This is a genomic window from Oceanimonas marisflavi (assembly GCF_003049725.1).
In the GTDB taxonomy this organism is placed as follows: Bacteria; Pseudomonadota; Gammaproteobacteria; order Enterobacterales; family Aeromonadaceae; genus Oceanimonas; species Oceanimonas marisflavi.
Genome location: NZ_QAGM01000002.1, coordinates 71,118 through 96,883, shown reverse-complemented (window position 1 = coordinate 96,883; position 25,766 = coordinate 71,118). Strand labels below are relative to the sequence as shown.

The following is a 25,766-nucleotide window of genomic DNA, read 5'->3' as shown; positions in this document are numbered from 1 at the left end:
CAATGACGAAAACCCGCGCCTTCCTTAAATGGGCTGGCGGAAAATACGGTCTGGTAGACAACATCAACCGCCGCCTGCCCGAAGCGGGCACTCTGGTGGAGCCCTTTGTGGGTGCCGGCTCGGTGTTTCTCAACTCCGACTTTGATGCCTATGTACTTGCCGATATCAATGCCGATCTGATCAATCTCTATCAGTTGCTGAAAGCGCGCCCCGATGCCTTTGTGCGCGAGGCGGCCGGACTCTTTGTGCCGGGCAACAACGACAAGACGGTGTATTACGGCCTGCGCACCGAATTCAATCAGGAGCGGGAAAGCTGGCGCCGGGCCTTGCTGTTTCTGTACCTGAACCGCCACGGCTACAATGGTCTGTGTCGCTACAACCGCAAGGGCGGCTTCAACGTCCCCTTTGGTGCCTATAAAAAGCCCTATTTTCCCGAGAAGGAGCTGTGGTTTTTCGCCGAAAAGGCGCAGAAGGCCACCTTTGTGTGCAAGAGCTACGCCGAGGTGTTTGCCAGTGCCGGGCCGGATCAGGTGTTTTACTGCGATCCGCCCTATGCGCCGCTGTCGAGTACCGCCAGCTTTACCACCTATGCCGCCAACGGCTTTACCCTGGACGATCAGGCCATACTGGCGCGGCTGGCCCGGGAAACCGCCGCCAAAGGGGTGCCGGTGCTGATCAGCAATCACGATATTCCGCTGACCCGGGAGCTGTACCGGGACGCCAGCCTTGACGTGGTGGCGGTCAAGCGCACCATCAGCCGCCACGGCCATAACCGCCAGAAAGTAGACGAACTGCTGGCGCTGTTCGCTCCGAAGGCCGGTGAGGAGTGAGGGGAGAAGAGTGAACAGACCATCACCTCACTCCTTACGTTTTACCCCTCACCGCCGAGCACCAGTTTCACCACGCCCACCAGCGCCAGCACCAACAGCAGAATAAACACCACCCCCAGCGCCATCCAGGGCCACGGGCTGCCGCTGAACTGCGCCTGGCGGTTATGCTCCGATTGCACCCCGAACATCGCCGCCAGCACCCCCTGCATTCTGTGTTTCCATTTCATTATTTACTCCTTTCCCCTTCGGGGAGCTGTCCCCCTTCGGGGAGCTGTAAGCTATCAGCTTTAAGCTATAAGAAAACACCAACGGCCTGAAGACACGACGCTGTGCCTGCAGGCCAGGATCTTGAACTTACAGCTGACAGCTTACGGCTGAAAGCTCCCCGAAGGGGTAGGGGTATAGAGAATCCCCCCCCGCTGGGGTAGAATCGGTGCGTTTTTTGCGCTCAAGGTAACCCCATGAAAGACTTTTTGATAGCTCCGTCCATTCTTTCTGCCGACTTTGCCCGTCTGGGTGAAGACGTGTCGAAAGTGCTGGAAGCCGGTGCCGACGTCGTCCACTTCGATGTGATGGACAACCACTATGTGCCCAACCTGACCATAGGTCCCATGGTGTGCCAAGCCCTGCGCGACTATGGCATTACCGCTCCCATCGACGTGCACCTGATGGTCAAGCCGGTCGACAGCCTGGTGCCCCAATTCGCCAAAGCCGGCGCTTCCATCATCACCTTTCATCCGGAAGCTTCCGAGCATATCGACCGCACCCTGGGGCTGATCCGCGAGCATGGCTGCCAGGCCGGCCTGGTGTTCAACCCGGCCACGCCGCTCAGCTATCTCGACTATGTGATGGACAAGGTGGACGTCATTCTGCTGATGTCGGTCAACCCGGGCTTTGGCGGCCAGTCCTTTATCGCCGGCACCCTCGACAAGCTGCGTGAAGCCCGCCGCCGCATCAATGAAAGCGGTCGCAACATTCGCCTGGAAATCGACGGTGGCGTCAAGCCAGACAACATTCGTGACATCGCCGAAGCCGGCGCCGATATGTTTGTGGCCGGCTCCGCCATTTTCGGCAAGCCCGACTACAAGGCGGTGATCGATGAAATGCGCCGGGAGCTGGCTGCCGCTCATGGCTGAGTTTGAACTCATTCAGTTCGATCTCGACGGTACCCTGATCGACAGCGTGCCTCAGCTGGCCGAGGCCATCAATGACATGCTGGGCCAGCTGGGCCACGCTACCCAGCCGGTGGATGCGGTGCGCTGCTGGGTGGGCAACGGCGCCGACATGCTGGTGCAGCGGGCGCTCACCGCTGCCGCGGGGCAGGCGCCAGAGGCCGGACTGCACCGTCATGCCCGCACCTTGTTCGATGAGGCTTACGCCGGCCATGCCGACGGCGCTCTGGTGTTTTATCCCGGTGTGCTCGACACCCTTGAGCGGTTGCGCAGCGCCGGCAAACGCCTGGCCCTGGTCACCAACAAGCCTTATCGCTTCGTGCCCGGCATTCTGGCGGCAGCGGGGCTTGCCGACCATTTTGAGCTGGCTCTGGGCGGCGACAGCATGGCCGAGAAAAAGCCCAGCCCGGCGCCCCTGCTGCATGTGTGCGAGCGGCTGGATGTGAGCCCGGCCCGCAGCCTGATGGTGGGCGACTCGGAAAACGATGTGCTGGCGGCAAAGGCTGCGGGCATGGCGGTGGCGGCGCTCACCTACGGCTATAACTACGGCCGGCCCATTGCCGACAGCCGGCCCGATTGGGTGCTGGACGACTTTGCCGGTCTTGCCTCAATACTCAAGCTTTAACCAAATACACCACAAGGAATATCATGGCTAAACCCATCGTACTCAGCGGCGCCCAGCCCTCGGGCCAGCTGACCATTGGCAACTACATGGGCGCCCTGCGCCAGTGGGTGAAAATGCAGCAGGACTACGACTGTCTGTACTGCATCGTGGACATGCACGCCATTACCGTGCGTCAGGATCCGCAGGCCCTGCGCTCGGCCTGCCTCGACGCCGCTGCACTGTATCTGGCCATTGGTCTGGAACCGGAGCAGAGCACCATCTTTATTCAGTCTCATGTGCCCGAGCACGCCGAGCTGGCCTGGGTGCTCAACTGCTACACCCAGTTTGGTGAGCTGTCGCGCATGACCCAGTTCAAGGACAAGTCCAGCCGCTACGCCGAAAACATCAACGCCGGTCTCTTTACCTATCCGGCGCTGATGGCGGCCGATATTCTGCTCTATCAGGCCAATCAGGTGCCGGTGGGCAACGATCAGAAGCAGCATCTGGAGCTGACCCGGGACATCGCCTACCGCTTCAACCAGCTCTACGGCGACGTCTTTACCGTGCCCGAGCCCTTTATTCCCGAAGACGGCGCCCGCATCATGAGCCTGCAGGAGCCCACCAAGAAGATGTCGAAGTCGGATGACAACGCCAACAACTTCATCGGCCTGCTGGAAGATCCCAAGAAGATCACCAAGAAGCTGAAGCGGGCGGTAACCGACTCGGATGATCCGCCCCTGGTGCGCTTCGACACCGAAAACAAGCCCGGTGTGTCCAACCTGCTGACCCTGATGGGCGGTGTCAGTGGCCGCTCCATTGCCGAGCTGGAACAGCATTTTGAAGGCAAAATGTACGGTCATCTCAAGACCGAAACCGCCGAGGCGGTGCTGGAGATGCTCACCCCCATTCAGCAGCGTTTTCACGAACTGCGGGAAGACGAAACCGAGCTGCGTCGGGTACTGACGCTGGGGGCCGACAAGGCCCGGGCCAAGGCGGTACAGACCCTCGACAAGGTGTATGATGTCATCGGCTTCGTGCCCCGGGCTCGCTGAGCCTGATATTCCCGCGCTGCCGGCGCGGGAACTATTTTGAGTTTTTTACCGTCTTATTTTCAGGCTTCGGCCATTTTTGCGTCCTTCCTTACCGGAATTAACTTCTTTGATGACAGAACAGAAGGTTTCAGAGCAGGATCTGAAAGACAAAATGTACTGGCTGCGCAAGTTTCGCATGGCCAAGAATGACAAGACCCTGGAGCGTATGGTGTCCCGGGCCATTGACGAATATCACAATATGTCGACCGTCGCCGCCGCCATTTATCTGGCTGAATGCCAGCGCGAACGGGAGCTCACACTCGGTCGCTACCTCGACAGCTGACAGCGGTAAGCAGCCCGATATGGTCCGTAGGTTGGAATGAGCTTCAGCGAATTCCAACATTCCGCCGTCGCCTGTATGAGTTGGGATTCGCTTCGCTCATCACAACCTACTCGTAGTGATAGCTCACAGCTGTTTTTTTAGTCCAGCTCCGGCCTGTCCTTGAACTGCGCCAGCGCTTCCGGGTTGGCCAGGGCTTCCAGATTTTTGACTGGCTGACCGTGCACCACGTTGCGTACCGCCAGCTCCACCAGCTTGCCCGAGCGGGTGCGGGGCACGTCATTTACCGCCAGGATCACCGCCGGTACATGACGGGGGGAACAGGCTTCTCTCAGCCGTGCGCGAATGGCCTCACTCAGCTCATCCGTTAATGCATGGCCCGGAGCCGGCTGCACAAACAGCACCAGCCGCTCGTCGTTGCCCCGGCGCTGGCCAATCACCACCGACTCGGCGATTTCCTCAAAACGCGCCAGCTGCCGGTAAATCTCGGCGGTGCCAATGCGCACGCCCCCCGGGTTGAGCACGGCGTCGGAGCGGCCGTGAAACACCATGCCGCCTTCGGCCGTCTGAGTCACAAAGTCGCCGTGATGCCACATCCCCGGCCAGCGGGCCCAATAGGCCTGGTGATAGCGGCTGCCGTCTGCGTCGTTCCAGAAGCCCACCGGCCGGTTGGGAAAGGCGTTGCAGCACACCAGCTCGCCCGGCTCTTCGACAACGGCCTGGCCGTTGTCATCAAACACTCTGACGTCCATGGCCAGCCCCGGGCCCTGGCACTGGCCCCGGTATACAGGGCTGAGGGGGTTGCCCAGCACAAAGCAGCCACAGATATCGGTGCCGCCGGAAATGGAGGCCAGCAGCACATCGCTTTTGATATGCCGGTAGACGAAGTCGAATTGCTCCGGCGCCAGTGGCGAGCCGGTAGAGCACAGGGTACGCAGTGCCCCCAGGTGATATTCACGGCCCGGCTGCAGGCCGTTTTTCTCCAGTGCTTCCAGGTATTTGGCCGACGTACCAAACAGGCTTACCCCTTGCTCTGCGCACCACTGCCACAGCCGGCCGGCATCGGGATAAAAGGGGGCGCCGTCATAGAGCAGCAGGGTGGCGCCGCTGCCAAGGGCCGACGCCAGCCAGTTCCACATCATCCAGCCGCAGGTGGTGAAATAGAACACCCGGTCCCGCGGGCGAATATCGCAATGCAGCATGTGCTCTTTAAGATGGTTGAGCAGGGTGCCGCCGGCACCGTGCACCATGCATTTGGGCTTGCCGGTAGTACCCGAGGAATACAGCACATAGAGCGGTGCGTTAAAGGGCATGGAATGAAACGTCTGTGGCGCATGTGGGTGTGTGGCCAGCATGGCGGACCAGCTGGTTACGCCATCGGGGGGCGGTGACTCATTCAGGCAGGGCACTTCCACCCGGTGAGTGAGGCTGGCAATGGCCTGCATAATGGCAGCAGCCCGGGCCCGGCTGTTATGAGCCTTGCCGTTATAGCGGTAGCCATCGGCGGCAAACAGCACCTTTGGCTGAGTCTGGCCAAAGCGCTCAATCACCCCCTCGGCGCCAAAGTCGGGGGAGCAGGAAGTCCATATTGCCCCCAGGCTGGCGGTGGCCAGCATGGCCACCAGGGTTTCCGGAATATTGGGCATAAACCCCGCCACCACATCGCCGGGAGTCACTCCGGCGTCATCCAGCCAGGCGGCCGTTGCCGCCACCTGTTGCTGCAGCTGATGCCAGCTCAGCGTGCGTGTGGTGCCGTCTTCGGTAAGGGCGATAATCGCGGGCTCACTGGCCGGCACCCGCTCGTGAGTCAGCAGGTTTTCGGCGAAATTGAGCCGGGCCTCGGGAAACCATATAGCATGCTCGGCATCATCGGGACTGGTCACCGTCACGCTGCCACGGTGGCCAGTCACACCGGCAAAACGCCACAGCTGGTGCCAGAACAGATCGGGGTATTTCACCGACCAGGCATGCAAGGCGGCATAGTCATCAAACTGCAGGCCCAGCTCCCGCTCCAGCCGTTTTATAAAGGCATGCAGCAGGCTTTGCTGCACCCGCTCGGGCGAGGGTGTCCACAGGGGAGAGTTGGTCATGCGCCGGGCCCTTTGTAGGGCACCAGCTGCTGCTCGATGGTACCGAAAATTGATAGCCCCTGTTCATCGAGCATTTCCATGTGCACGCGATCGCCAAACTGCATAAAGGGCGTGCTGGCGCTGCCGGTATCGATGACTTCCCGGGTGCGGCGCTCGGCAATACAGCAGCAGCCGGTGGTTTCATCCCGGTTTGATACCGTGCCCGAGCCGATAATGGTACCAGCCCCCAGTCGCCGGCTCAGGCTGGCGTGAGCGATCAGGCGATCAAAGCCAAAGGTCATGTCGGTGCCGGCATGGGGCTCGCCAAACAATTTGTCGTTAAGCCTTACCCGCAGGCGGTGGTGTACCCGGCCGTTTTGCCAGTGCCGGCCCAGCTCGTCGGGGGTCACCGCCACCGGCGAGCAGGCGGTGGCGGGCTTGGACTGAAAGAAACCAAAGCCCTTGGCCAGCTCCCCCGGAATCAGGTTGCGCAGCGACACATCGTTCACCAGCATCAGCAGCCGCACATGAGAAAGGGCCTGGCGCTCAGCGGTGCCCATGGGTACATCGGAGGTGATGACCGCCACTTCTCCTTCAAAGTCGATGCCCCAGGCTTCATCGGCCAGCTCAATATCGTCGCAGGGGCCGAGAAACCCGTCGGACATGCCCTGATACATCAGCGGATCGGTCCAGAAACTCGGCGGCATCTCGGCGCCTCTGGCCTTGCGCACCAGCTCGATATGGCTGACATAGGCACTGCCATCGGCCCACTGATAGGCCCGGGGCAGGGGGGCGGCGCAGGAGTGTGGGTCAAAGGCAAAGGTGTCGTTGTGATCGCCCCGGTTCAGCTGCTGATAGAGCGCCTGCAAGGCCCGCTCGCAGTCGTCCCAGTTATCGAGGGCGGCCTGCAGGGTGGGGGCCACCCCTTCGGCGCTGCAGACCCGACGCAGATCCCGGGACACCACCACCAGGCTGCCGTCGCGTCCTTCCTTGAGAGAGGCCAGTTTCACCATTACCTCCTTGTTTGCGTTATGTGGCTCAGGTCTTGCCTTGCCAGGAATTCACGTAACCGGTGTTTTCCACGCCCGCCGGCAGCTCCGCCAGATTCAGGGGCTGGCGGCTGTCTATCATGACCGCCACCTCGTCGGTTTCGGTGCGGCGGGCCTGGCTGCCGGCGGCCAGCGCCTTGGGGTGAGGACCATGGGTAAAACCGCAGGGGTGCCAGGTGATCATGCCGGCGTCGATGTTGTCGCGGCTGAAAAAGTTGCCCTGATGATAGAAAATGACTTCGTCATAATCGTCGTTGTTATGAAAAAAGGGCACCTTGAGCGCACCGGGATCCGACTCCATGGGCCGGGGCACAAAGGTGCAGATCACAAAGTCGTCGGCCACCCAGGTGCTGTGGGCCGAGGGCGGCAGATGGTAGCGATGGCTCATCAGCGGCCGAATGTCCCGCCAGTTGAGCCGGAGCACGGTGAGATCGCCCTTCCAGCCAAGCGCATCCAGCGGGTTGAACGGATAGGTAATGGTGTTCATCTGGCCTCGTGCCTTGAGCCGTACCCGCCACTCGCCGGGCGCCTCGGCCTGGCGGGCAAAGGCATGGTCAATGCGGGGATGCTCCAGCACACCCGGGTCAAAAATGGCGTGCCGCCCCGCCGGGCCCCGATCCGCCAGCCGGTAGCTGCCGTGGGTGGCTTCCATCATCAGCAGGGTTACCGGCGCCTTTGGCTCAATACGCCAGCTGGTGGAGCGGGGCAGCACCAGATAGTCGCCTTCACTAAACGGCAGCCGGCCATAATCGCAATACAGCTCGCCATGGCCCTGATGCACAAACAGGCATTCGTCGCCGTCGCCGTTGCGCACCAGATGATCCATGGCGTTCTGGCAGCGCCACAGACGAATGCACAGGCGATCGTTATACAACAGCGGAGCGGCATCCCAGGGAGACGGGCCCATGTCCGGCAACCGACGGGTGTCGAGGGCGCGGGGGCGCAGCGGCCCTTCCCAGTGGCTCCAGCCGGTGGGCGGATGGCGGTGATACATATGGCTGGTCGGCCCGAAAAAGCCGTCCTTGCCTATTTCCCGTTCAAAGCTGCCGGCGGGCAGATCGCAGTGGGCCTGGCGGGAATGCTCACCTTCGCGCAGGGGAAAGGAAACCCCGTTTTTCATGCTGTGCCTCCCCTGTCGGATCAGGCGGTGTTTGTTACCTTTATCACTATAGCCGCCCCGCCATATTGTGGCGGCCTCTTCAAAGGCCCATGGCAAAATGGTTACACTTCCCGTCTGGATGGATTGCAAGGAATCAAACATGGATGGCAAGGACGATCTGGCGCTTGAGCGCTTTCTTCCCTACAAACTGATGCAGGTGGCCGAGCAGGTCAGTGGTGAGCTGGCGAAGTTTTATCGCAGCGAGTTTGGCATCACCCGGCCCGAGTGGCGGCTGCTGGCCGTGCTGGGACAAGGAAAAGCCCTGATCGCCCGGGAGCTGGCCGAGATGACCTGCATGGACAAGGTAAAGGTGTCGCGAGCCCTTCAGGGCATGGAAGACAAGGGGCTTATCCGGCGTACCCCCAACCCGAAGGATCAGCGAGCAGCACGTATTGTGCTTACTGCTGAAGGCAAGGCCCTGTACCGGCGCATGGTGCCCCGGGTACTGGAATGGGAACGCCGGCTGGCGCAGGGCCTGCCCGGGGAAAAAACGCATTCTCTGATAGACAGCCTGAACTGCCTGCTGACACAGCTGGAACGAATGGACGGCTCCCGGGGCTGAGCGGCTCTATACTTACTCCCACAGTCACAGACAGACGGGAGGAAACATGCTTGAAGCACATGGCATGGAAGTGGAGATGAACCGGCAAAACAGCCACACCCTGCGCCTGCATCTGCGCATTTTTGGTGATATTGCCTACGACGACTTTCGCGAGATGGAGCAGCGGCTGGAACAGGAGCTGGCCGCCATGGACAAGCCGCGTATTCTCGCCCTGATTGATCTGACCGGATTTAACGGCTGGGAGGCCCGGGCCTTCTGGGAGGATATTCGCTTCACCCGCAAGCATGGCGATGAGTTCAGCAAGCTGGCCATAGTGGGCTGCAACCTCAAGGAAAAAATCATGGCCACTCTGGTGGACTGGTTTATGCTGGGCAGCGAGGTGAAATATTTTGAAAGCCTCACCGAAGCCGAGGCCTGGCTCGATGACAAGGCCGCCTGACAGCCGGCGGCTTTCTCGAGCGTGCTATTGAGATCCGCCGCCAAACTGTCAGAATCACGGCGACTTTGTTTCTCTTTCGGGGTTTTCACTATGCGCTTTTATCAAACCGGGCTGACCTTGCTGGCGGCCCTGGTGCTTTCTGCCTGTGCCTCAAAAAACGGCTCCGATCTGGCGTCCGCCGGGCTGGATGTGACCCGCGGCCCCACCTTTATCAAGGATGGCAACGCCACCGGCAAGCAGGACATTACCGTCAGATCTCCCTACTTCGCCTTTGCCATCAGTGCCGACACCGGCGCCCTGGTGGATCTGGCCATTGCCAGCAACGGCCGTTACGGCCCCGATCTGGTGCGTTCTCTCGACTTTGTTCCCGGTGAAGGCCAGCATGTGCCGACAAAAATTGACGTGGTCGAGCAAACCGGCGAACGCGTGGTGATAGAGCTGGAGCGCCAGTGGCAGGGGCAAACCCTTAAAAGCCGCTATGAAGTTAACCGCGACAATGCCGGCATTCGCCTGAGCAGCTCGCTGGCAAATGGTGGCCAGGCGAATTTCTCGGGCTACCGGCTGGAGCGCAATCAGGGGCCGCTTGAGCAACCCGACTACAACGACATGCCCAATATGGTGCAGGCACACTGGACCGCCGCCAGCCTGCAGAACGAACTGGGCATTTTGTATGAAAGTGACGATCTGCGTAAAAACCGCAAGGGGGGAGACGTCAGCGCCTGGCTGAGCGCCGGCTCGCTGGACGTGCTCAGCACCGACAAGCCCCTCTATGCCGGCCAGGGACAGGCCCGGCTGGCGCTGCTAGAGCTGGCCCCGGTCACGCCGGGCTTTGATGCTCAGCTCAAAGAACTGCGGCAGCGCTGGAGCCGGGGCGAAAAAGTGTACCTGGGTGGCAACAGTGGCAAGCTTTATGCCTATACCCCCAACGGTCGCCTCAGCACCGACTATGCCAGCGCCGCCGTCAAGGGACACAGCTTCCTCAGCTTTGGCCCTCAGGTTTATCCCGTGACCACCAACTTTGGCGGTACCGCCAGGCCCTTCAGCGAAAGCCAGGTGGAGTTTCGCTCCGAGGTGGGCCTGGCCAAAGCCGAAGTGTGGCTGGATGGCAAGCAGGTGGCCGGCTGGAAAATTAACGGCGCCAAGTGGTTCAGAACCGGTGTGCCGGTGCCCCCCAACCACACCTGGATGCAGTGGGTGGTGGAAGATCGCAACGGCAAGCGCGCCTATTCCAACCCCATCTGGATAGAGTAATACCAATGACATGAAGCAAGCGATCTGTTTTCGGCCCTGCTGTAGCTGCCACTTTAGCCGGCAGGGCCTGTGCAACAGGCCTTGGAGACACCGTCGTCTGCAGGTTTGCGCCAGCTGAAGCAGCGCCTACAGCTCAGGTACACAATGAGTAAGTGTTTAATCCGGTTGGTATAACGCCCGGTCCAGCAGGGCCGGCATATTCAATGCGGCAAAAAAGGGCAAATGCCACTCGTTCTCGTTCACAGTTAAATTTAATTAAATCAGACACTTAAGTTTGGTTTTAATTTGAAAAAAACGGGGTTGGCGTCTATCCTTATGGCCATCATCGAGAGGGGGAGAGTGGTTATGCAAGGCGACAAGAAGGTCATTGAGTACCTCAACCAGGTGCTCAGCATCGAGCTGACATCCATCAACCAGTATTTTCTGCACGCCCGCATGTTCAAGAACTGGGGGCTGCACCAGCTCAACGAGCGGGAATACAAGAAGTCCATTAAAGACATGAAACAGGCCGACGATCTGATCGAGCGTATTCTGTTTCTGGAAGGGCTGCCCAACCTGCAGCACCTCAACCGGCTGCGCATCGGCGAAAACACCGAAGAAATGCTCGGCTGTGACCGGCAGCAGGTGGAAGAGCAGCTGCAGGTGCTGAAAGAAGCCATTGCCTACTGCGAATCGGTGCAGGATTTTGTGTCCCGCGAGCTGCTGTGCGAGCTGGAAGAATACGAAGAAGGCCACCTCGACTGGATAGACACCCAGCTCGATCTGATCGGCAAAATTGGCCTTGAGAATTACCAGCAGTCACAACTGTAACGGAGCTGAATAATGAAAGGTAACCAGAAAATCATTACCGCGCTGAACGAGCTGCTGGCCGGCGAGCTCAGCGCCATGGATCAATACTTTATCCATTCCCGCATGTATGAAGACTGGGGGCTGGCCAAGCTGTATGAGCGCATTGACCATGAGTTTGAAGACGAAAAGGGCCATGCCTCCAAGCTGATTGAGCGTATCCTGTTTCTGGAAGGCACTCCCGACATGGTCACCCGGGTGCCGCTCAATATCGGCAAGGACGTGCCCTCCATGCTGCAGAGCGACCTGGATCTGGAATACAAGGTGATCAAGGATCTGCGCAAGGTCATGGCCCTGTGCGAGCAGGAGCAGGACTACCAGACCCGCGACATGCTGCAGGTGCTGCTGGCAGACACCGAGAACGACCACACCCACTGGCTGGAGCAGCAGCTGGGCCTGATCCAGCGCATCGGTCTGCCCAACTATCTGCAGTCCCAGATGGGCTGACAGACAACTTCACGCTTAATATAAAAAGGCCGGCAATTAATTGCCGGCCTTTTGCTTTGTGTACCTGAGCTGTAGGCGCCGCTTCAGCTGGCGCAAACCTGCAGACGACGGTGTCTCCAAGGCCTTTTGCACAGGCCCTGCCGACTAAAGTGGCAGCTACAACAGGGCCGAAAACAGATCACTTGCTTAATGTAATTGGTATCGATCAGTCCAGGGTTTCCAGGCTTTTCTGGTACTTGTCGAAGGTGGCCGTTACCGAGCGGCTGGCGCCACCGGTCAGGCTGCTGACCAGCACAATGGCTACCGAGGCCAGCACAAAGCCGGGCACGATTTCGTACAGGTCGAACAGGCCGCCGGACAGCTGCTTCCACACCACCACTGTGATACCACCCACTAGCACGCCGGCCAGGGCGCCGTTGCGGTTCATGTTGCGCCAGTACAGGCTGAACAGCAGGGCCGGGCCAAAGGCGGCGCCAAAACCGGCCCAGGCGTAAGACACCAGACCCAGCACTGTGCTGTCGGGGTTAAAGGCCAGCACCAGGGCGATGACCGACAGAGCAACCACCGCAAAGCGGCCCACGTTGACGATGCTTTCCGAGCTGGCGTCGGGTTTGAACACCCGCTTGTAGAAGTCTTCCGCCAGCGCCGAGGACGACACCAGCAGCTGGGAGTCGGCGGTACTCATGATGGCGGCCAGAATGGCGGCCAGCAGAATGCCGGCAATCACCGGATGGAACATGGCGTTCACCAGCACCATAAAGATGGTTTCACTGTCGGCCAGCTCGCCGCCCAGCTCCTTGTTCACATAAAGCAGGCCCACCATGCCCACCATAACGGCACCGGCCATGGACAGCAGGCTCCAGCTCACCGCAATGCGGCGGGCGGTGCCGATGTCCTTGTTGCTGCGGGTGGCCTTGAACCGCGCCAGAATATGAGGCTGGCCAAAATAGCCCAGGCCCCAGGCGGCCAGAGACACAATGGCAATCAGCGACAGCGGCTCGCCCTGCATGTCGTTCCACAGGGTCAGCAGCTCGGGGTTGATGGCAGACAGATCCTGACTGAACTGACCGAAACCACCTTCCATGGCGGCAATGGGTACGAACATCAGGGCGGCCGCCATCAGCAGGCCCTGTACCAGATCGGTCCAGGATACCGCCAGAAAGCCGCCGAACAGGGTGTAGGAGACGATGCACACGGTGCCGAGCACCACGGCAATCTGGTAGTCCAGGCCGAACACGGTTTCAAACAGCTTGCCGCCGGCCACCAGCCCGGAGCTGGTATAAAACAGGAAGAACAGCAGAATGAAAAACGCAGCGATGGATTGCAGCAGTTTGGAGTTGTCTTCAAACCGGCGCGACAGATATTCGGGAATGGTCAGGGCGTTTTCGGTCTCAATGGTGTAGGTGCGCAGGCGTTTGGCACAGAACTGCCAGTTGGCCCAGGTGCCCAGCAGCAGGCCACCGGCCAGCCACAAGGACTCCATGCCCGCGGCATAGGCGTAGCCGGGCAGGCCGAGCAGCAGCCAGCCGCTCATGTCTGAAGCGCCGGCAGAAATGGCCGCGGGCCAGGGGCCGAGTGAGCGTCCGCCCAGAAAGTAGTCCGACGAGTTGGCAGTACGCTGATAGGCGTAATAGCCAATCGCCAGCATGCCGATAAGATAAACAATAAAAGTGCCGGTAATGGCAAAGCTGGGTTCAATCATTCCCCGTTCCTCCAGGATGAATTCCTGACATACACGCGTGAGTTGCGTGGTCCTTGGTTACTGTATTGTTACAGCCAAGGATAGTAGGGCCTGACTGAATACGCGTCTTTTGGAATGCTCCGGTTTTTTTTAGTAAAACTCCGGTTTTGGTGTGGTTGTGATCACCCGTGCAGTTTGCGATAACGGGCTGGCGTCACACCAAGGTTCCGACTGAATACCTGAGTGAACAGGCTCTGACTGGAAAAACCGCAACGCTGGGCAATGTCGGCCAGGCTGTGCTGGCTGCTGGTCAGCAGCCGGCAGGCCTCGGTCAGCCTTTTCTGCAGTACATACTGATAGGGGGACAGCCCGGTCTGCTCCTTGAACAGCTGGTGAAACTGGCTTTCGCCCAGAAACACGCAGCCGGCCAGCTGGGTGACGCTGATCTTGCGGTGCAGGTGCTGGCGAATGTAATCATCGAGCAGATCCAGGTTAAGTTGTGTCCGCCGGGGCCGGGAGGGGTTAAAGGCCATGTGCCGCTGCAGGGCGCATATCAGGGTATGAGCACAGGCCTGACCGAGCAGCTCGTCTTCCGGGTTGCTGCTGATTTCCTGGCTGAGCGCCGACACCAGTTGCCGGGCCTGGGATGGCAGCTGGAAGTAACGGGGTTTATCGAACAGGCCCGACAGCCGCGTTTCTCCGTTGGGTACCCAGGGGGTGGAGAGGGGAGGCAGATTGACCACCAGTATGCTGTTGCGGCCCAGGCCGCCAAAGGCGTGATCCAGCTCAGACGCCACCAGGCAACCCTGGCCGGGGCCGAGCAGGCTGCCGTTGCCGTCAATATCAAACTCGGTTTGTCCGTTCAGGCCGATGACCATCTGGTTGTAGTGATGCTGGTGGGTGGCCATTTCGGCGGGCAACGTCAGAATTTCGCAAGGCTTGAACGAGGGCATGCTGGCTTCCTTCCGGCAGGGCAGGCGGTCTGGAATTTTGCCAATTGTATACCCGGCACCGGGTAAAGTCAGTTGGGCGCCACGCGGCACCGAGCCGGAGTGCGCCTAGCCCAGTTGCTCCACCAGGTAATCCACCAGCAGCCGTACCCGCGGTGACAGATGCCGGTTATTGGGATACACCACCCAGACGCCATCGTCCGGAACCCGGCATTCGTCCAGCAGGCTGACCAGCAGGCCTTTTTCCAGCTCCTCGGTAACGTAATAGTCGGGCAGTTGCACGATGCCAAGCCCCTTGATGGCGGCGTCTTTCAGTGCCAGCCCGGAGTTGCAGTGCCAGCCCGGTTGCAGCCGAAAGGCGCGGGGCTTGCCCTGCTCCAGAAAGCGCCAGTGATCCACGGTGCCGGCCAGGCAGCGGTGCCGCCCCAGCGCATGAATGCTTTCCGGAATGCCGTAGCGGGCCAGATAAGCAGGGGCGGCACACAAAAACTGGGTGCGCCGGGCCAGCTTGCGGCACATCAGGCTGGAGGAGTCCAGGGTGCCCAGGCGAATGGCCAGATCAAAGCCTTCCTGCACCAGATCCACCGTCTGATTGGTGAGCACCATGTCGAGCTTCAGCTCCGGGTAGCGCAGCAGAAAGTCGTTCACCAGCGGCGCCAGAAACTGCTCGCCATAATACACAGGCGCGGTAATACGCAGCTTGCCCGCCGGATTGCCCTCCATCGCCATCACCTGCTCTTCCGCGGCCTGCAGCTCGTCCTGCACCCGGCGTACCTGGCGGTAGTAGATGCGTCCGGTTTCGGTAAGGTGAAGCTTGCGGGTGGTGCGGTACAGCAGTTTGGCCCCCAGCCGCTTTTCCAGCTGGTTGATGCGCCGGCTGACGTGGGCCACCGACACATTCAGCCGGCGGGCGGCGGCGGTAAAGCTCTCCGTTTCCACTACACTGATGAACTCGTTAATGCCTTCCCAATTGGTCATTATTACTCACAGGTAAAAATCATTTGCCTTGTGGAGCATTATCATGGGAAACAGCCGTATTACAATAGCCGGCATACAAAGCGTAGGGCTGCATATGCTTGGCCTGTAGCTGCCACTTTAGTTGGCAGGGCGTGCGAAGCGCGCCTTACACCCGCAGGTGCCGGCAGATTCGCGCCAGCTAAAGCGGCGCCTACAGCCGCCTCGCGCTTCACTTAAAGACAACACCGAAAGCAAACAGGAGCAAACCATGGAAATGATGAAAACCCGCGCCGCCGTCGCCTGGGAACCGGGCAAGCCGCTGAGCATTGAAGAAGTGGATCTGATGCCGCCCCAGAAGGGTGAAGTGCTGGTTCGCATTGTGGCCACCGGTGTTTGCCATACCGACGCCTACACCCTGTCCGGCGACGACGCCGAAGGCGTGTTTCCGTCCATTCTGGGCCACGAAGGCGCCGGCATTGTGGAAGCCGTGGGCGAGGGCGTAACCAGCCTGCAGGTGGGCGACCACGTGATTCCGCTGTACACCGCCGAATGTGGCGAGTGCAAATTCTGCAAATCCGGCAAAACCAACCTGTGCCAGGCCGTGCGCGCCACCCAGGGCAAGGGCCTGATGCCCGACGGCACCACCCGTTTCTTCAAGGACGGCAAGCCGATTTTCCACTACATGGGCTGCTCCACCTTTGCCGAGCACACCGTGGTGCCGGAAATCTCCCTGGCCAAAATCAGCAAGGAAGCCCCGCTGGAAAAAGTGTGCCTGCTGGGCTGTGGCGTGACCACCGGCATGGGTGCGGTCAAGAACACCGCCAACGTGCAGGAAGGCGACACAGTGGCCGTATTCGGCCTGGGCGGCATTGGCCTGGCGGTGATCATCGGTGCGGTGCAGGCCAAGGCCAGCCGCATCATTGCCATCGACATCAATGAAGACAAGTTCGAGATCGCCAAAAAGCTGGGCGCCACCGACTGCGTGAATCCGAGCAAGTTCGACAAGCCGATCCAGGACGTGATCGTGGAAATGACCGACGGCGGCGTGGACTACTCCTTTGAGTGCATCGGTAACGTCAAGGTGATGCGTTCTGCGCTGGAAGCCTGCCACAAGGGCTGGGGCGAGTCGGTGATCATCGGTGTGGCCCCGGCCGGCGCCGAGATCTCCACCCGTCCGTTCCAGCTGGTGACTGGCCGGGTCTGGAAAGGCTCCGCCTTCGGCGGCGTAAAAGGCCGCTCCCAGCTGCCCGGTATTGTTGAACAGTACATGAACGGCGAATTCGAGCTGGACACCTTTATCACTCACACCATGGGCCTGGACGACATCAACCACGCCTTTGACCTGATGCACGAAGGCAAGTCCATCCGCTCCGTGATCCTGTACGATAAGTGATAGCTGTAAGCTATCAGCTTTAAGCTGTAAGACGAACATCATGGCTGCAGGCACAGCGCTGTGTCTGCAAGCCGTGCCGGGGCGACTTACCGCACCTGTAGGCCCCGTTTTAACGGGGCTTTGTTGCTGTATTCAGCACGCTTTGCCCGACTTGAAGTCGGGCCTACAAGGAGAAAGAATGAAACTGGTACAAGAGCAAAAGTGTTTTGGCGGTCGTCAGATCCGCTATCAGCACGACGCCAAAACCCTCAACTGCAGCATGCAGTTTTCCGTGTTTCTGCCGCCCCAGGCCGAGCAGGGCCCGGTGCCGGCGGTGTACTGGCTGTCGGGCCTCACCTGCACCGACGAGAACTTCTCCGCCAAGGCTGGCGCCCAGCGGGTGGCCGCCGAGCTTGGTCTGGCGCTGATTATTCCCGATACCAGCCCCCGGGGCGACGGCGTGGCCGACGACCCTGAAGGCGCCTACGATCTGGGCCTGGGCGCGGGTTTTTATGTGAACGCAACCCAGGCACCCTGGAATGCGCACTATCACATGTACGACTATGTGCTGAATGAGCTGCCGGCACTGGTGGAAAGCGAGCTGCCGCTCAATGGCAAGCGTGCCATCAGCGGCCACTCCATGGGCGGCCACGGCGCCCTGGTGCTGGCGCTGCGCAACCCCGAGCGGTTTGTGTCGGTATCGGCCTTTGCGCCCATCTCCAACCCCACAGACTGCCCCTGGGGCCACAAGGCACTGGGCGCCTACCTGGGTGAGAACAAGGCCGCCTGGGCCGAGTACGACGCCAGCCTGCTGCTGCAGGCAAAAGGCTGCTCACTGCCGGTGCTGGTGGATCAGGGCGAGGCCGACAACTTCCTGGCCGAGCAACTCAGGCCCCAGGCGCTGAAAGCGGCCGCCGAAGCCGCCGGCGCCGAGCTCGAGCTGCGTCTGCAGCCCGGCTACGACCACAGCTACTACTTCATCGCCAGCTTTATTGAAGACCACCTGCGTTTTCATGCCCGGCATCTTGAGGCATAAGTAATACTGGAGCGCGGGCAGCCTGCCCGCAATTTGGCGCGAAGCGGCAACCTTTAATCAAGCGCCCTTACGGGCGCTAATGCAGGCTGGCAGCCTGCGCTCCAATTCAGCCAAACATCCCCGGCCAGTTCAGGTTGTTTTTGCCCAGCACCAGAAAATACGGATTCAGCACTTCCTTGGTATTGGCGTAGCTCAGTGGCTCGCCGTTCAGCTGCAGCACCCGGCCGCCGGCCTGCTCTACCACACACTGGGCGGCACCCGTGTCCCACAGCGAGGTGGGCCCCAGGCGCGGATACACATCGGCCTTGCCTTCCGCCACCAGGCACAGCTTGAGTGAGCTGCCCATGGCCACCAGCTCGTGCTCGCCCAGCTTCTCCAGCAGGGCCGGCAATTCGCCACCAGCGTGAGATCGGCTGCCCACCACCCGCCAGGGCTGGTCACTTTTATGCTCTGCCACGCCAATAGCCACCGGGGCTTCATCGCCTTTATACCTGAACGCCCCCAGTCCTTCAGCGGCCATATAGCCCACGCCCAGGGCCGGCGCATACACCACCCCCAGCACTGGCTTGCCGTGCTCAATAAGCGCGATGTTCACGGTGAACTCGCCGTTGCGCTTGATAAACTCCTTGGTGCCGTCCAGGGGGTCCACCAGCCAGTAGCGGCCCTCGGCATCGGCACCGGCAAAACAGGTTGTGTCTTCTTCCGACAGCACAGGCGCCTGCAGCGGCAGCTCAGCCAGGCCGTTCACAATAATGTGGTGGGCGGCGGCATCCGCCTCGGTGAGGGGAGAGCTGTCTTCCTTGTGCTCAACGGTAAAGTCCCGGCCATAGATTTCCATAATGGCGGCGCCGGCCTCACGGGCCAGGGCATCGGTCTGGTTAAGCAGTTCCTGAGTGATGGGCATTGAATAATTCCTTTTCCTGAAGGCGGGGCACATATGGCCGGCTATGTTACCCGGATTGCTGCTGAACTGCATGCCGGGCTGATTTGGCGCAAGTCATTAGCATCCCTTCTCGGCTAAGCTGAAGCCATCAATCTCAATGGAATCCGTTATGTCTGTTTTCTGCCGCATGCTGCTGTGCGTCTGTGCTCTGTTGCTGCACGGCTGCAAACCTGCCGACAGCCATCGCTGGCTGGGCACGCTGGAGCGGGATCGCATTGAGCTTATTGCGCCCGCAAGTGAGCGGGTGGTGGCGCAACCGGTGGCGGAAGGAGGCAAGGTGAGCGCCGGTACCCTGCTGGTGCAACTGAACCCGGAGCGCCTGCAGCTTGAGGTAAACCGGCAACAGGCTCATTTGCGCCAGGCCGAGGCGGAATTGTCGTTGTTGCGGGCGGGCAGCCGGGCGGAAGATATCGCCGCAGCAAAGGCGGAGCTGGAACAATTGCAAGTGTTGTTGCCGGAAGCCGGCCGCAATCTGGAGCGTGTGCGGATACTGGCCAGGCGTGAGCTGGCCAGCCAGGCAGAGCTGGACAGAGTGCAGGCGGCGTTTGATCGATTGCAGGCGCAAGCGGCGGCGGCGCGCCAGCGGTTAAGCCGGGCCGAGGCGGGCAGTCGCTCACAGGAGATAGATGCCGCCGAGGCGGCGCGGGATGCCCGTCAGGCCGGGCTGGCGCTGGCCCGTTTTCATTTGAATGAACTCGCCATTGAAGCCAGTCGCGATGGCGTGGTGGAAAGTCTGCCCTACCGGGTGGGCGACAGGGTGGCGGCGGGCGCCGTGGTGGCGGTGCTGGAAACCGGCACCGCGCCTTATGCCGAGGTGTATGTGCCGGCGCCGGCGCGCACCGGGCTGCACACTGGAGATGCCATGCGGGTATGGGTGGAAGGCGAGCCTGAGTCCTTTGCAGGAAAGCTAAGCTGGATGGCCAGTGAGCCGGTATTCGGCCCTTATTACGCCCTGAGCGAGGGCGAGCGCAGCCGGCTGATGTATCTGGCCCGGGTGCAGTTGCCGCCAGAGGCCGCGGACTTGCCTTCCGGTGTGCCCGCTCAGGTGTGGCCGGTGTCGCCATGAGTGAGCTGGCCATTGAAACGCATGAGCTCACCCGCCGTTTTGGCGAGCTGGTAGCGGTGAACCGCCTCGAACTCGCCATTCCCGCCGGCACCATTTACGGCTTTCTCGGTCCCAACGGCAGTGGCAAGTCTACCTGCCTGCGCATGCTCACCGGCCTGTTGCTGCCCAGCGATGGCCGGGTAACCGTGCTGGGGCTACCGGTGCCCCGGCAGGCCGAGGCCCTGCGCCGGCGGGTGGGCTACATGACCCAGCGCTTTTCCCTCTATGAAGACCTGTCGGTGCAGGAAAACCTGGCCTTTGTGGCCCGGGTGCAGGGCCTGGGCGGCCGCCAGGCACGACAGCGCATTCATGAATTGCTGACTGCTCACGATCTTACGGCGCTGTCGGGTCAGCTGGCGGGCTCCTTGAGTGGCGGCCAGCGCCAGCGGCTGGCACTGGCGGCGGCTGTGGTGCACAGGCCCGATTTGCTGTTTCTGGATGAGCCCACCTCGGCGGTGGATCCGGAAAACCGCCGCGACTTCTGGGAAAAGCTGTTCGACTTGTGCGACAGCGGCACCAGCATAGTGGTGAGCACCCACTATATGGACGAGGCCGAGCGCTGCCATGGCCTGGCCATTCTGGAGAATGGCATCAAGCGGGCCGACGGCTCGCCGGAGCGGCTGATGAGCAATTTGGGCGCCACCGTGGTGGAAGTGCTTACCAGCGACCTGCGTGAGCTGAAGCGGGAGCTGCTGGCGCTGCCAGAGGTGCAGTCTGCCGCCCAGCTGGGCCTGCGACTGCGGGTGCTGGTGGATGGCCGCATTGAACAGCCGGTGAGCTGGCTGCGCGAGCAACTGCCGGAGCGTTTGAGTGAGGCCGAGCTGACCCAGGTGCGGCCTAGCCTGGAGGATGTGTTTGTCAGCTGCACCGGAGGCCATTCATGAGCCTGGCCGTTCGTCTGCGCCGTATTCAGGCCATTATGGTCAAGGAGTTCCGCCAGCTGTCCCGGGACCGGCTCACCTTTGCCATGGTGATCATGGTGCCCCTGTTGCAGCTGCTGTTGTTTGGCTATGCCATCAACACCAAGGTACGGCATATTCCGGTGGCGCTGGTGGATCAGGCACAAACCGGCAGCAGCCGGGCGCTGGCGGCACGGCTGGAAGCCGGTGGTCTGGTGATGTTTACCGAGCGTCTGACGCACCCGGCCGAGGCCGAATCGGCCATAGTGGCCGGGCGGGTGAGGGCGGCGCTGGTGCTGCCGGCGGATCTGGCACGCCGGCGTCAGGATGAGCGCCCGCTGGGGCAATGGCTGGTGGACGGCACGGATCCGCTGCTGGCAAGCGTCCTGCTGCGCCAGGCTGCGCTGCCGGAAATCCCGCCATCGCCCGGGCTGAAGGCGCCCTTTGCCGTCACCCTGTTGTTTAACCCGGAACAACGGGCGGCGGTAAACATTATTCCCGGGTTGATTGGGGTGATACTCACCATGACCATGGTGCTGTTTACTGCCCTGGCGGTGGTGCGGGAGCGGGAGCGGGGCAACCTGGAATGGCTGATCACCACCCCGGTCACGCCCATGGAGCTGATGATCGGCAAAATCGTGCCTTACATCTTTGCCGGACTGGTGCAGCTGGTGATCATACTGGCGCTGGGGGTGGCGCTGTTTGATGTGCCCGTCAACGGCAGCCCGCTGCAGTTGCTGCTGGCCACCCTGCTGTTTATTGCCGCCAGCCTGGTGCTGGGGCTGGTGATCTCCACTCTGGCCCGCAACCAGCTGCAGGCCATGCAGATGACAGTGTTCGTGCTGATGCCGTCCATTTTGCTGTCGGGTTTTATGTTCCCCTACGAGGGCATGCCGGTGGCCGCCCAGTGGCTGGCCGAGGGCCTGCCCGCCACTCACTATATGCGCCTGGCCCGGGGCATTTTGCTGCGGGATGCCGACATTGCCACCCTGGCCCCCGATGCCCTCTGGCTGGCCGGCTTTACCCTGCTCGGCCTGGTTGTTGCCGCCCGCCGTTTTCACAAGCGGTTGGATTGAGGCGCGCACGGCGTTTGTGCCAGCGGCGCATCACCACAAACCCCATTCCCATCACCAGGGCGTAGCCCGCTTCCAGCCCCAATGATACGAACACCCCGGCACACAGCAGGGTGGCCGCCAGGGCAACCATGCGCCAGAGCCCCTGCAGCAGTTTCACTCCGGCGATCATCGCCAGCAGATACACCAGCACAAAGTTGCCGTTGGCGTAGCGCATCAGGGTTTCCAGCGGCATGTGAAACAGCCAGGCGGCGAGCACGCACAGTGCGCTGGCACCCACTACCCAGCACAACGCCTTAAAGGGCGCGCCGTGGCGGTTTAGCCGGCCGAGAGATGCCGGCAGCTTGCCCTCGTCGGCCAGGCTCCACAGCAGCCGGCCAAAGCCCTGCACATAGAGGTTGAGGCCGGCAAAGCAGGCGGCGTAGCCCACCAGCGCCGCAGCCCAGCGGCCGGGCTCGCCAAACAGCATGGCCAGCAGCACCGGGAAGGAGGTGGTGTTGGTGCGCTCGTCCCCATACAGACCAAACTTCACCACCGCCATGGCGTAGGCAAAATAGATAAAGCCCGCCAGCAGCACCCCGAACAGCAATGCCAGGGGAAAATCCCGCTCCGGGCGGCGAAACTCCTCGCCCATATGGGTAAAGGCTTCCAGCCCCACAAAGCACCAGAACATGACCGCCAGCACGGCGGGCAGTGCGCTCCAGCTCACCGCAGACGGGGCGGGCAGGGTAGCGGCGGCGCTGGATGCCAGATCCCCCGCCAGCCATACCGCCACCAGCAGGCCGACTATGGTCACCGCAATCAGCAACTGCACCAGTCCGGAGGCCCCGCTCGGGCGGCTGCCCAGCACCAGCACCAGCCCCAGGGTGCCCAGCTGCACCAGCAGATCGCCGGTGTTATTGAGCGGAAACAGCGCATGCCAGAAACCGGTGGTCAGGGTGAGCATGGCGGGCAGGCCCACCGGCAGCACCGCCAGAAACAAAAACGCGGCCAGCTTTTCCATCGGCAGTCCCAGGGCCCGGCCAATCAGGTGGGGCGCACCGCCGGCATGAGGGTAGGCCCGGCCCAGACGGGCGAAGGTAAAGGCCACCGGCAGCACCAGCACCATGAGTAACAGCCAGGCCCATAACGAGTCTGCTCCCGCCAGGCCGGCGGCCACCGCCGGCACCACAAAAATGCCACTGCCCAGCAGTGAGGTGGCCATCATGCCGGTGCCGTAGCCCAGCCCCAGTTGTTTATGCAAACGTCCCATCGAGTTTCAAATCCGTATTCAGTAATTCTGATATATTACCGCCACACAATAACAATCAGACTCGGCACTATGACGCTTTCATTCGGCGAAACGTCGCTTTTGCCCGACGTTTGTCCGGCAGCGTGGAGATGAAGTAGCAGTGGACAAGTTCGACCGTAAAATCCTGTCTTTGTTAACGGAAAACGCCCGCATGGCGGTGGCCAGCATTGCCCGTGAGGTGAGCCTGTCCCGCTCGGCGGTGTCGGAGCGCATCAAAAGCCTGGAGGAGCGGGGTATCATCAGGGGCTATCATGCCCGGCTGGGCCGGCCCCAGGGGCTGGTGCGGGCCTATTTTGCCCTTTGTTACCATGTGCGCCAGTGCGAGCAATATGCCGAGTCTCTGCGCGCCGTGCCCGAGATCAAGCTGTGCTATACCATCAGCGGCGAGACCGATATGCTGGTGTACGTGGAGGCGGAGTCCATGGAGCGGCTCGACGCCATTCGCCATATTATTGAGCACACTCCCCATATCAAAACGGTGCGCACCCACATGATACTGGGCGAGGTGATCAACACCCTGTCCTGAGGCGTTATTATGCCCATCTGCAAGGCCCACTGGCTGGGCCAGCTGTTTAATCACCCCTTTGTGGCGGTAGAGCCCACGGAAAGCGGGCCGGTACTGCACCTGAAGCGCGAGCGGCATGCGCTGGCGTGGAACGAGTTGCTGGCGCCGCCGTTCCTTGAGCACGGCCGGCTGTTCCGCCAGCTGGTGCTTGACTGTCGTCAGGGGCAACTGGTGTGTGCCTGGCTGCCTCAGGCCCGGGCAGAAGCCGTGCAGCAACGGCTGGAACTGGGCTGGTTTGAGCACCATGCCGCCCGGGTGGTGCCTCTGGCCGAGCGCTGTCTGGCGCTGCTGGAAGCAGGCTATCTGCGAGCTTCACGCTGGCAGCAACTGCAGGGCTGGCTGGAGCAGGAGCCGGTGCACTGGCCTGAGCTGGCCTTGCCCGAGGGCTTGAACGACCGCGCCCGGGCCGCCTTTGAGCTGGTGGCTACCCTGCAGCAGGCTGACGACCACTGGCGCGAGCAGTGCCTGAAGGAATACTGCGAGCAGGCCCAGCAGGAATACCAGCCGCTGTTTGATACTCTGGAAGCTCATCCGCTCACGGCAGCCCAGCGCCTGGCCTGCGTCACCGATGAGGATCACAATCTGGTGCTGGCCGGGGCCGGCTGTGGCAAAACCAGTGTGATGGCGGCGCGCACCGCCTTTTTGCTGGCATCCGGCCAGGCCGAGGCACACGAGCTGCTGCTGCTGGCCTTTGGCAATGAGGCGGCGACGGAAATGCGCGAGCGGCTGGCCCGCCGGCCTGAAAGCGCCAAAGTGCAGGTGAGCACCTTTCACGCCCTGGGGCTGAGTATCATTACTCGGGCCACCGGGGGTGCGCCGGCGTTGAGTGAGCTTGCCCGGAACGAGCAGGCCAAACAACGCACCTTTGCCCGCTGGCTGGAGCAACTGGCGGAGGATGACAGTTATGGTGTGCCCTTGCTGGCCTGGCTGCGTCAGCACCGTTTTCAGACCGTGCCTGCGCCGGACTTTGCCCGTCTGGCCCGGGAGTGGTCGCCCCTGGTGGCGGCGCTCAAGTGCCATGGCGAGCCGGATCCTGTGTCTGCGGAGCAGGAAGCACAGCTGGCGCTGGTGCGGCCGCTTTTGCACCGCTATCAGCAGCATTTGCGCGAGTCCGGTGAAATCGACTTCGACGACATGATAGAGCAGGCCACCGCCCTGGTGCGCAGCGGTCGCTTTGTGGTGCCCTGGCGCCATGTGCTGGTGGACGAGTTTCAGGATATCTCTCAAGACAGGGCCGGACTGCTGCTGGCGCTGCGCAATGCCGCTCCCGGGTTGTCGCTGTTTTGTGTGGGTGACGACTGGCAGGCCATTTACCGCTTCAGCGGGGCCGATGTGTCACTCACCACCGGTTTTGCCGGCTTTTTTGGCGCCACCGCCATCACCGCCCTCGACACCACCTTTCGCTTTAACAATGTGATAGAGCAGGTCGCCAGCCGTTTTGTGACCCGCAACCCGCAGCAGCTGCCCAAGTCTCTGAGCACCCTTGAGCGCAGCGACGGCCCCTGCGTGCATGTGCTGCCGGTGGCCGACGATGAGTCCATGGATGTGGTGGCCCGGCTGCTGGGACAGATTGCCACTCAGCGGCCCAATGCCTCCGTGTATTTGCTGTCCCGCTTTCGTTTCAGCCTGCCCGACGACGGTCTGCTGGCGGGCTGGCGCAAGCGTTTTGCCGGACTGAAAATTGATGCCCAGACCCTGCACGGCGCCAAGGGCAAGGAAAGCGACTGTGTGATCCTGCTGGGCCTGAGCCGGGGCAGCTACGGTTTTCCGCCGGAAAAAAAGCAGGCCTCACTGCTCGACGCCCTGCTGCCTGCCGAAGAAGACTTTCCCCACGCCGAAGAGCGCCGGCTGTTTTACGTGGGCCTGACCCGCGCCCGGAAGCAGGTGTTCCTGCTTGCCGACAAGCAACTGCCGTCGCCTTTTGTAAAGGAGCTGCTGGAAGGGGGCTATTCGGGCGTGAGCCGGTGGCAGGGGTGACTTTGGTCTGACCTTGTTATTCTGGCTAGCTGAACAGCTGGTGATAAGTTGTTTATGGTTTGTCTGTTTTTTGAGCAGTTACTATCTTTGTGTAACCAGCGGCAGAAAAGAGAGCACC

26 protein-coding genes are annotated in these 25,766 nt (G+C 61.3%); 17 read left to right on the top strand and 9 right to left on the bottom strand.

Annotation, left to right across the window (positions count from 1 at the left end; all coding sequences use genetic code 11):
* The first annotated feature begins 2 nt into the window (after positions 1-2).
* Positions 3-830: a Dam family site-specific DNA-(adenine-N6)-methyltransferase gene (locus tag DA373_RS02040; protein ID WP_107850694.1), complete on the top strand. Its 828-nt coding sequence runs from the start codon at positions 3-5 to the stop codon at positions 828-830.
* Positions 831-871: 41 nt separating this feature from the next.
* Here the strand turns inward: DA373_RS02040 and DA373_RS02035 are convergent, their stop codons facing one another.
* A complete protein-coding gene (locus DA373_RS02035; protein ID WP_107850693.1) occupies positions 872-1,057 on the bottom strand; it encodes a DUF2970 domain-containing protein in 186 nt (61 codons plus the stop codon).
* Between the two features lie 234 nt (positions 1,058-1,291).
* Here DA373_RS02035 and rpe point away from each other — a divergent pair, with 234 nt between their 5' ends.
* The 4 genes from rpe (at position 1,292) to DA373_RS02015 (ending at position 3,980) form a co-directional block, all read left to right on the top strand.
* On the top strand, positions 1,292-1,966 hold the full coding sequence (rpe, locus tag DA373_RS02030) for a ribulose-phosphate 3-epimerase (RefSeq protein ID WP_107850692.1): 675 nt from the start codon (positions 1,292-1,294) through the stop codon (positions 1,964-1,966).
* The gene (locus tag DA373_RS02025; protein WP_107850815.1) at positions 1,959-2,627 is read left to right on the top strand and encodes a phosphoglycolate phosphatase; all 669 of its coding nucleotides are present in this window, start codon (positions 1,959-1,961) and stop codon (positions 2,625-2,627) included. Before rpe ends, DA373_RS02025 begins: the two co-directional genes overlap by 8 nt.
* A 23-nt stretch (positions 2,628-2,650) precedes the next feature.
* Complete coding sequence (trpS, locus tag DA373_RS02020) at positions 2,651-3,658, top strand: tryptophan--tRNA ligase (protein WP_107850691.1); 1,008 nt, start codon at positions 2,651-2,653, stop codon at positions 3,656-3,658.
* A gap of 109 nt (positions 3,659-3,767) precedes the next feature.
* Positions 3,768-3,980, top strand: coding sequence for a hypothetical protein (locus tag DA373_RS02015; RefSeq protein WP_107850690.1), 213 nt, complete (start codon positions 3,768-3,770; stop codon positions 3,978-3,980).
* A gap of 137 nt (positions 3,981-4,117) precedes the next feature.
* Here DA373_RS02015 and DA373_RS02010 read toward each other — a convergent pair whose 3' ends face one another.
* Genes DA373_RS02010 through DA373_RS02000 form a run of 3 tightly spaced genes read right to left on the bottom strand, consistent with a single transcriptional unit; the run spans position 4,118 to position 8,215 of the window.
* A complete protein-coding gene (locus DA373_RS02010; protein WP_107850689.1) occupies positions 4,118-6,067 on the bottom strand; it encodes an acetoacetate--CoA ligase in 1,950 nt (649 codons plus the stop codon).
* Positions 6,064-7,056, bottom strand: coding sequence for a fumarylacetoacetate hydrolase family protein (locus DA373_RS02005; protein WP_107850814.1), 993 nt, complete (start codon positions 7,054-7,056; stop codon positions 6,064-6,066). Before DA373_RS02005 ends, DA373_RS02010 begins: the two co-directional genes overlap by 4 nt.
* A gap of 28 nt (positions 7,057-7,084) precedes the next feature.
* Positions 7,085-8,215, bottom strand: coding sequence for a homogentisate 1,2-dioxygenase (locus DA373_RS02000; protein ID WP_107850688.1), 1,131 nt, complete (start codon positions 8,213-8,215; stop codon positions 7,085-7,087).
* A gap of 139 nt (positions 8,216-8,354) precedes the next feature.
* Here DA373_RS02000 and DA373_RS01995 point away from each other — a divergent pair, with 139 nt between their 5' ends.
* From DA373_RS01995 to bfr (DA373_RS01975), 5 genes are all read left to right on the top strand, one after another.
* Positions 8,355-8,816: a MarR family winged helix-turn-helix transcriptional regulator gene (locus DA373_RS01995; RefSeq protein ID WP_107850687.1), complete on the top strand. Its 462-nt coding sequence runs from the start codon at positions 8,355-8,357 to the stop codon at positions 8,814-8,816.
* Positions 8,817-8,862: 46 nt separating this feature from the next.
* The gene (locus DA373_RS01990; RefSeq protein ID WP_107850686.1) at positions 8,863-9,255 is read left to right on the top strand and encodes a SpoIIAA family protein; all 393 of its coding nucleotides are present in this window, start codon (positions 8,863-8,865) and stop codon (positions 9,253-9,255) included.
* A gap of 90 nt (positions 9,256-9,345) precedes the next feature.
* Positions 9,346-10,506 (top strand): CehA/McbA family metallohydrolase domain-containing protein, encoded by a 1,161-nt coding sequence (locus tag DA373_RS01985; protein ID WP_107850685.1) that lies wholly within the window; start codon positions 9,346-9,348, stop codon positions 10,504-10,506.
* A gap of 345 nt (positions 10,507-10,851) precedes the next feature.
* Complete coding sequence (bfr, locus tag DA373_RS01980) at positions 10,852-11,316, top strand: bacterioferritin (RefSeq protein WP_107850684.1); 465 nt, start codon at positions 10,852-10,854, stop codon at positions 11,314-11,316.
* A gap of 12 nt (positions 11,317-11,328) precedes the next feature.
* Positions 11,329-11,799 (top strand): bacterioferritin, encoded by a 471-nt coding sequence (gene bfr / locus DA373_RS01975; RefSeq protein WP_107850683.1) that lies wholly within the window; start codon positions 11,329-11,331, stop codon positions 11,797-11,799.
* 205 nt (positions 11,800-12,004) lie between these two features.
* Here the strand turns inward: bfr (DA373_RS01975) and putP are convergent, their stop codons facing one another.
* The 3 genes from putP to DA373_RS01960 all read right to left on the bottom strand — a co-directional run bounded on the left by putP (position 12,005) and on the right by DA373_RS01960 (position 15,408).
* The gene (putP, locus tag DA373_RS01970) at positions 12,005-13,501 is read right to left on the bottom strand and encodes a sodium/proline symporter PutP (RefSeq protein ID WP_107850682.1); all 1,497 of its coding nucleotides are present in this window, start codon (positions 13,499-13,501) and stop codon (positions 12,005-12,007) included.
* Between the two features lie 161 nt (positions 13,502-13,662).
* The gene (locus tag DA373_RS01965) at positions 13,663-14,433 is read right to left on the bottom strand and encodes a helix-turn-helix domain-containing protein (protein ID WP_107850681.1); all 771 of its coding nucleotides are present in this window, start codon (positions 14,431-14,433) and stop codon (positions 13,663-13,665) included.
* Between the two features lie 105 nt (positions 14,434-14,538).
* The gene (locus tag DA373_RS01960) at positions 14,539-15,408 is read right to left on the bottom strand and encodes a LysR family transcriptional regulator (protein WP_107850680.1); all 870 of its coding nucleotides are present in this window, start codon (positions 15,406-15,408) and stop codon (positions 14,539-14,541) included.
* Positions 15,409-15,655: 247 nt separating this feature from the next.
* On the opposite strand from DA373_RS01960, the gene DA373_RS01955 reads away from it, so the two are divergent.
* Positions 15,656-16,780 (top strand): S-(hydroxymethyl)glutathione dehydrogenase/class III alcohol dehydrogenase, encoded by a 1,125-nt coding sequence (locus DA373_RS01955; RefSeq protein WP_107850679.1) that lies wholly within the window; start codon positions 15,656-15,658, stop codon positions 16,778-16,780.
* Between the two features lie 178 nt (positions 16,781-16,958).
* Positions 16,959-17,795 carry an S-formylglutathione hydrolase gene (fghA, locus tag DA373_RS01950; protein ID WP_107850678.1) on the top strand — a complete coding sequence of 279 codons (837 nt, stop codon included), beginning with the start codon at positions 16,959-16,961 and terminating at the stop codon, positions 17,793-17,795.
* A 106-nt stretch (positions 17,796-17,901) separates the two neighbouring features.
* On the opposite strand, the gene cysQ is transcribed toward fghA, so the two are convergent.
* Positions 17,902-18,699, bottom strand: a complete 798-nt coding sequence (cysQ, locus tag DA373_RS01945; RefSeq protein WP_107850677.1) for a 3'(2'),5'-bisphosphate nucleotidase CysQ — start codon at positions 18,697-18,699, stop codon at positions 17,902-17,904.
* 148 nt (positions 18,700-18,847) lie between these two features.
* On the opposite strand from cysQ, the gene DA373_RS01940 reads away from it, so the two are divergent.
* The 3 genes from DA373_RS01940 to DA373_RS01930 are packed head-to-tail and all read left to right on the top strand — an operon-like array spanning position 18,848 to position 21,818.
* Entirely contained in the window at positions 18,848-19,804 is a 957-nt protein-coding gene (locus tag DA373_RS01940) for an HlyD family secretion protein (protein WP_157953673.1), read from the top strand.
* Positions 19,801-20,727 (top strand): ABC transporter ATP-binding protein, encoded by a 927-nt coding sequence (locus DA373_RS01935; protein WP_107850675.1) that lies wholly within the window; start codon positions 19,801-19,803, stop codon positions 20,725-20,727. Before DA373_RS01940 ends, DA373_RS01935 begins: the two co-directional genes overlap by 4 nt.
* Positions 20,724-21,818 (top strand): ABC transporter permease, encoded by a 1,095-nt coding sequence (locus DA373_RS01930; RefSeq protein WP_107850674.1) that lies wholly within the window; start codon positions 20,724-20,726, stop codon positions 21,816-21,818. The genes DA373_RS01935 and DA373_RS01930 overlap by 4 nt, the downstream gene beginning before the upstream one ends.
* Here DA373_RS01930 and yjeH read toward each other — a convergent pair.
* Complete coding sequence (gene yjeH / locus DA373_RS01925) at positions 21,763-23,067, bottom strand: L-methionine/branched-chain amino acid transporter (protein WP_232821167.1); 1,305 nt, start codon at positions 23,065-23,067, stop codon at positions 21,763-21,765. The genes DA373_RS01930 and yjeH overlap by 56 nt on opposite strands.
* 139 nt (positions 23,068-23,206) lie before the next feature.
* Between yjeH and DA373_RS01920 the strand changes: the two genes are divergently transcribed.
* Complete coding sequence (locus DA373_RS01920) at positions 23,207-23,632, top strand: Lrp/AsnC family transcriptional regulator (protein WP_107850673.1); 426 nt, start codon at positions 23,207-23,209, stop codon at positions 23,630-23,632.
* Positions 23,633-23,641: 9 nt separating this feature from the next.
* Positions 23,642-25,648 (top strand): UvrD-helicase domain-containing protein, encoded by a 2,007-nt coding sequence (locus DA373_RS01915; RefSeq protein WP_107850672.1) that lies wholly within the window; start codon positions 23,642-23,644, stop codon positions 25,646-25,648.
* The last annotated feature ends 118 nt before the right edge of the window (positions 25,649-25,766 follow it).

Bases quoted from the DNA above. Each gene is read 5' to 3' on its own strand.
- DA373_RS01960 (WP_107850680.1), bottom strand. From the start codon at position 15,408: ATGACCAATTGGGAAGGCATTAACGAGTTCATCAGTGTAGTGGAAACG.
- DA373_RS01930 (WP_107850674.1), top strand. From the start codon at position 20,724: ATGAGCCTGGCCGTTCGTCTGCGCCGTATTCAGGCCATTATGGTCAAG.
- DA373_RS02010 (WP_107850689.1), bottom strand. From the start codon at position 6,067: ATGACCAACTCTCCCCTGTGGACACCCTCGCCCGAGCGGGTGCAGCAA.
- bfr (WP_107850684.1), top strand. From the start codon at position 10,852: ATGCAAGGCGACAAGAAGGTCATTGAGTACCTCAACCAGGTGCTCAGC.
- DA373_RS01990 (WP_107850686.1), top strand. From the start codon at position 8,863: ATGCTTGAAGCACATGGCATGGAAGTGGAGATGAACCGGCAAAACAGC.
- bfr (WP_107850683.1), top strand. From the start codon at position 11,329: ATGAAAGGTAACCAGAAAATCATTACCGCGCTGAACGAGCTGCTGGCC.
- DA373_RS01915 (WP_107850672.1), top strand. From the start codon at position 23,642: ATGCCCATCTGCAAGGCCCACTGGCTGGGCCAGCTGTTTAATCACCCC.
- DA373_RS02025 (WP_107850815.1), top strand. From the start codon at position 1,959: ATGGCTGAGTTTGAACTCATTCAGTTCGATCTCGACGGTACCCTGATC.
- DA373_RS01955 (WP_107850679.1), top strand. From the start codon at position 15,656: ATGGAAATGATGAAAACCCGCGCCGCCGTCGCCTGGGAACCGGGCAAG.
- rpe (WP_107850692.1), top strand. From the start codon at position 1,292: ATGAAAGACTTTTTGATAGCTCCGTCCATTCTTTCTGCCGACTTTGCC.
- putP (WP_107850682.1), bottom strand. From the start codon at position 13,501: ATGATTGAACCCAGCTTTGCCATTACCGGCACTTTTATTGTTTATCTT.
- DA373_RS01985 (WP_107850685.1), top strand. From the start codon at position 9,346: ATGCGCTTTTATCAAACCGGGCTGACCTTGCTGGCGGCCCTGGTGCTT.
- fghA (WP_107850678.1), top strand. From the start codon at position 16,959: ATGAAACTGGTACAAGAGCAAAAGTGTTTTGGCGGTCGTCAGATCCGC.
- DA373_RS01940 (WP_157953673.1), top strand. From the start codon at position 18,848: ATGTCTGTTTTCTGCCGCATGCTGCTGTGCGTCTGTGCTCTGTTGCTG.
- trpS (WP_107850691.1), top strand. From the start codon at position 2,651: ATGGCTAAACCCATCGTACTCAGCGGCGCCCAGCCCTCGGGCCAGCTG.
- DA373_RS02015 (WP_107850690.1), top strand. From the start codon at position 3,768: ATGACAGAACAGAAGGTTTCAGAGCAGGATCTGAAAGACAAAATGTAC.
- DA373_RS01995 (WP_107850687.1), top strand. From the start codon at position 8,355: ATGGATGGCAAGGACGATCTGGCGCTTGAGCGCTTTCTTCCCTACAAA.
- DA373_RS02035 (WP_107850693.1), bottom strand. From the start codon at position 1,057: ATGAAATGGAAACACAGAATGCAGGGGGTGCTGGCGGCGATGTTCGGG.
- cysQ (WP_107850677.1), bottom strand. From the start codon at position 18,699: ATGCCCATCACTCAGGAACTGCTTAACCAGACCGATGCCCTGGCCCGT.
- yjeH (WP_232821167.1), bottom strand. From the start codon at position 23,067: ATGGGACGTTTGCATAAACAACTGGGGCTGGGCTACGGCACCGGCATG.
- DA373_RS02000 (WP_107850688.1), bottom strand. From the start codon at position 8,215: ATGAAAAACGGGGTTTCCTTTCCCCTGCGCGAAGGTGAGCATTCCCGC.
- DA373_RS02040 (WP_107850694.1), top strand. From the start codon at position 3: ATGACGAAAACCCGCGCCTTCCTTAAATGGGCTGGCGGAAAATACGGT.
- DA373_RS01965 (WP_107850681.1), bottom strand. From the start codon at position 14,433: ATGCCCTCGTTCAAGCCTTGCGAAATTCTGACGTTGCCCGCCGAAATG.
- DA373_RS01935 (WP_107850675.1), top strand. From the start codon at position 19,801: ATGAGTGAGCTGGCCATTGAAACGCATGAGCTCACCCGCCGTTTTGGC.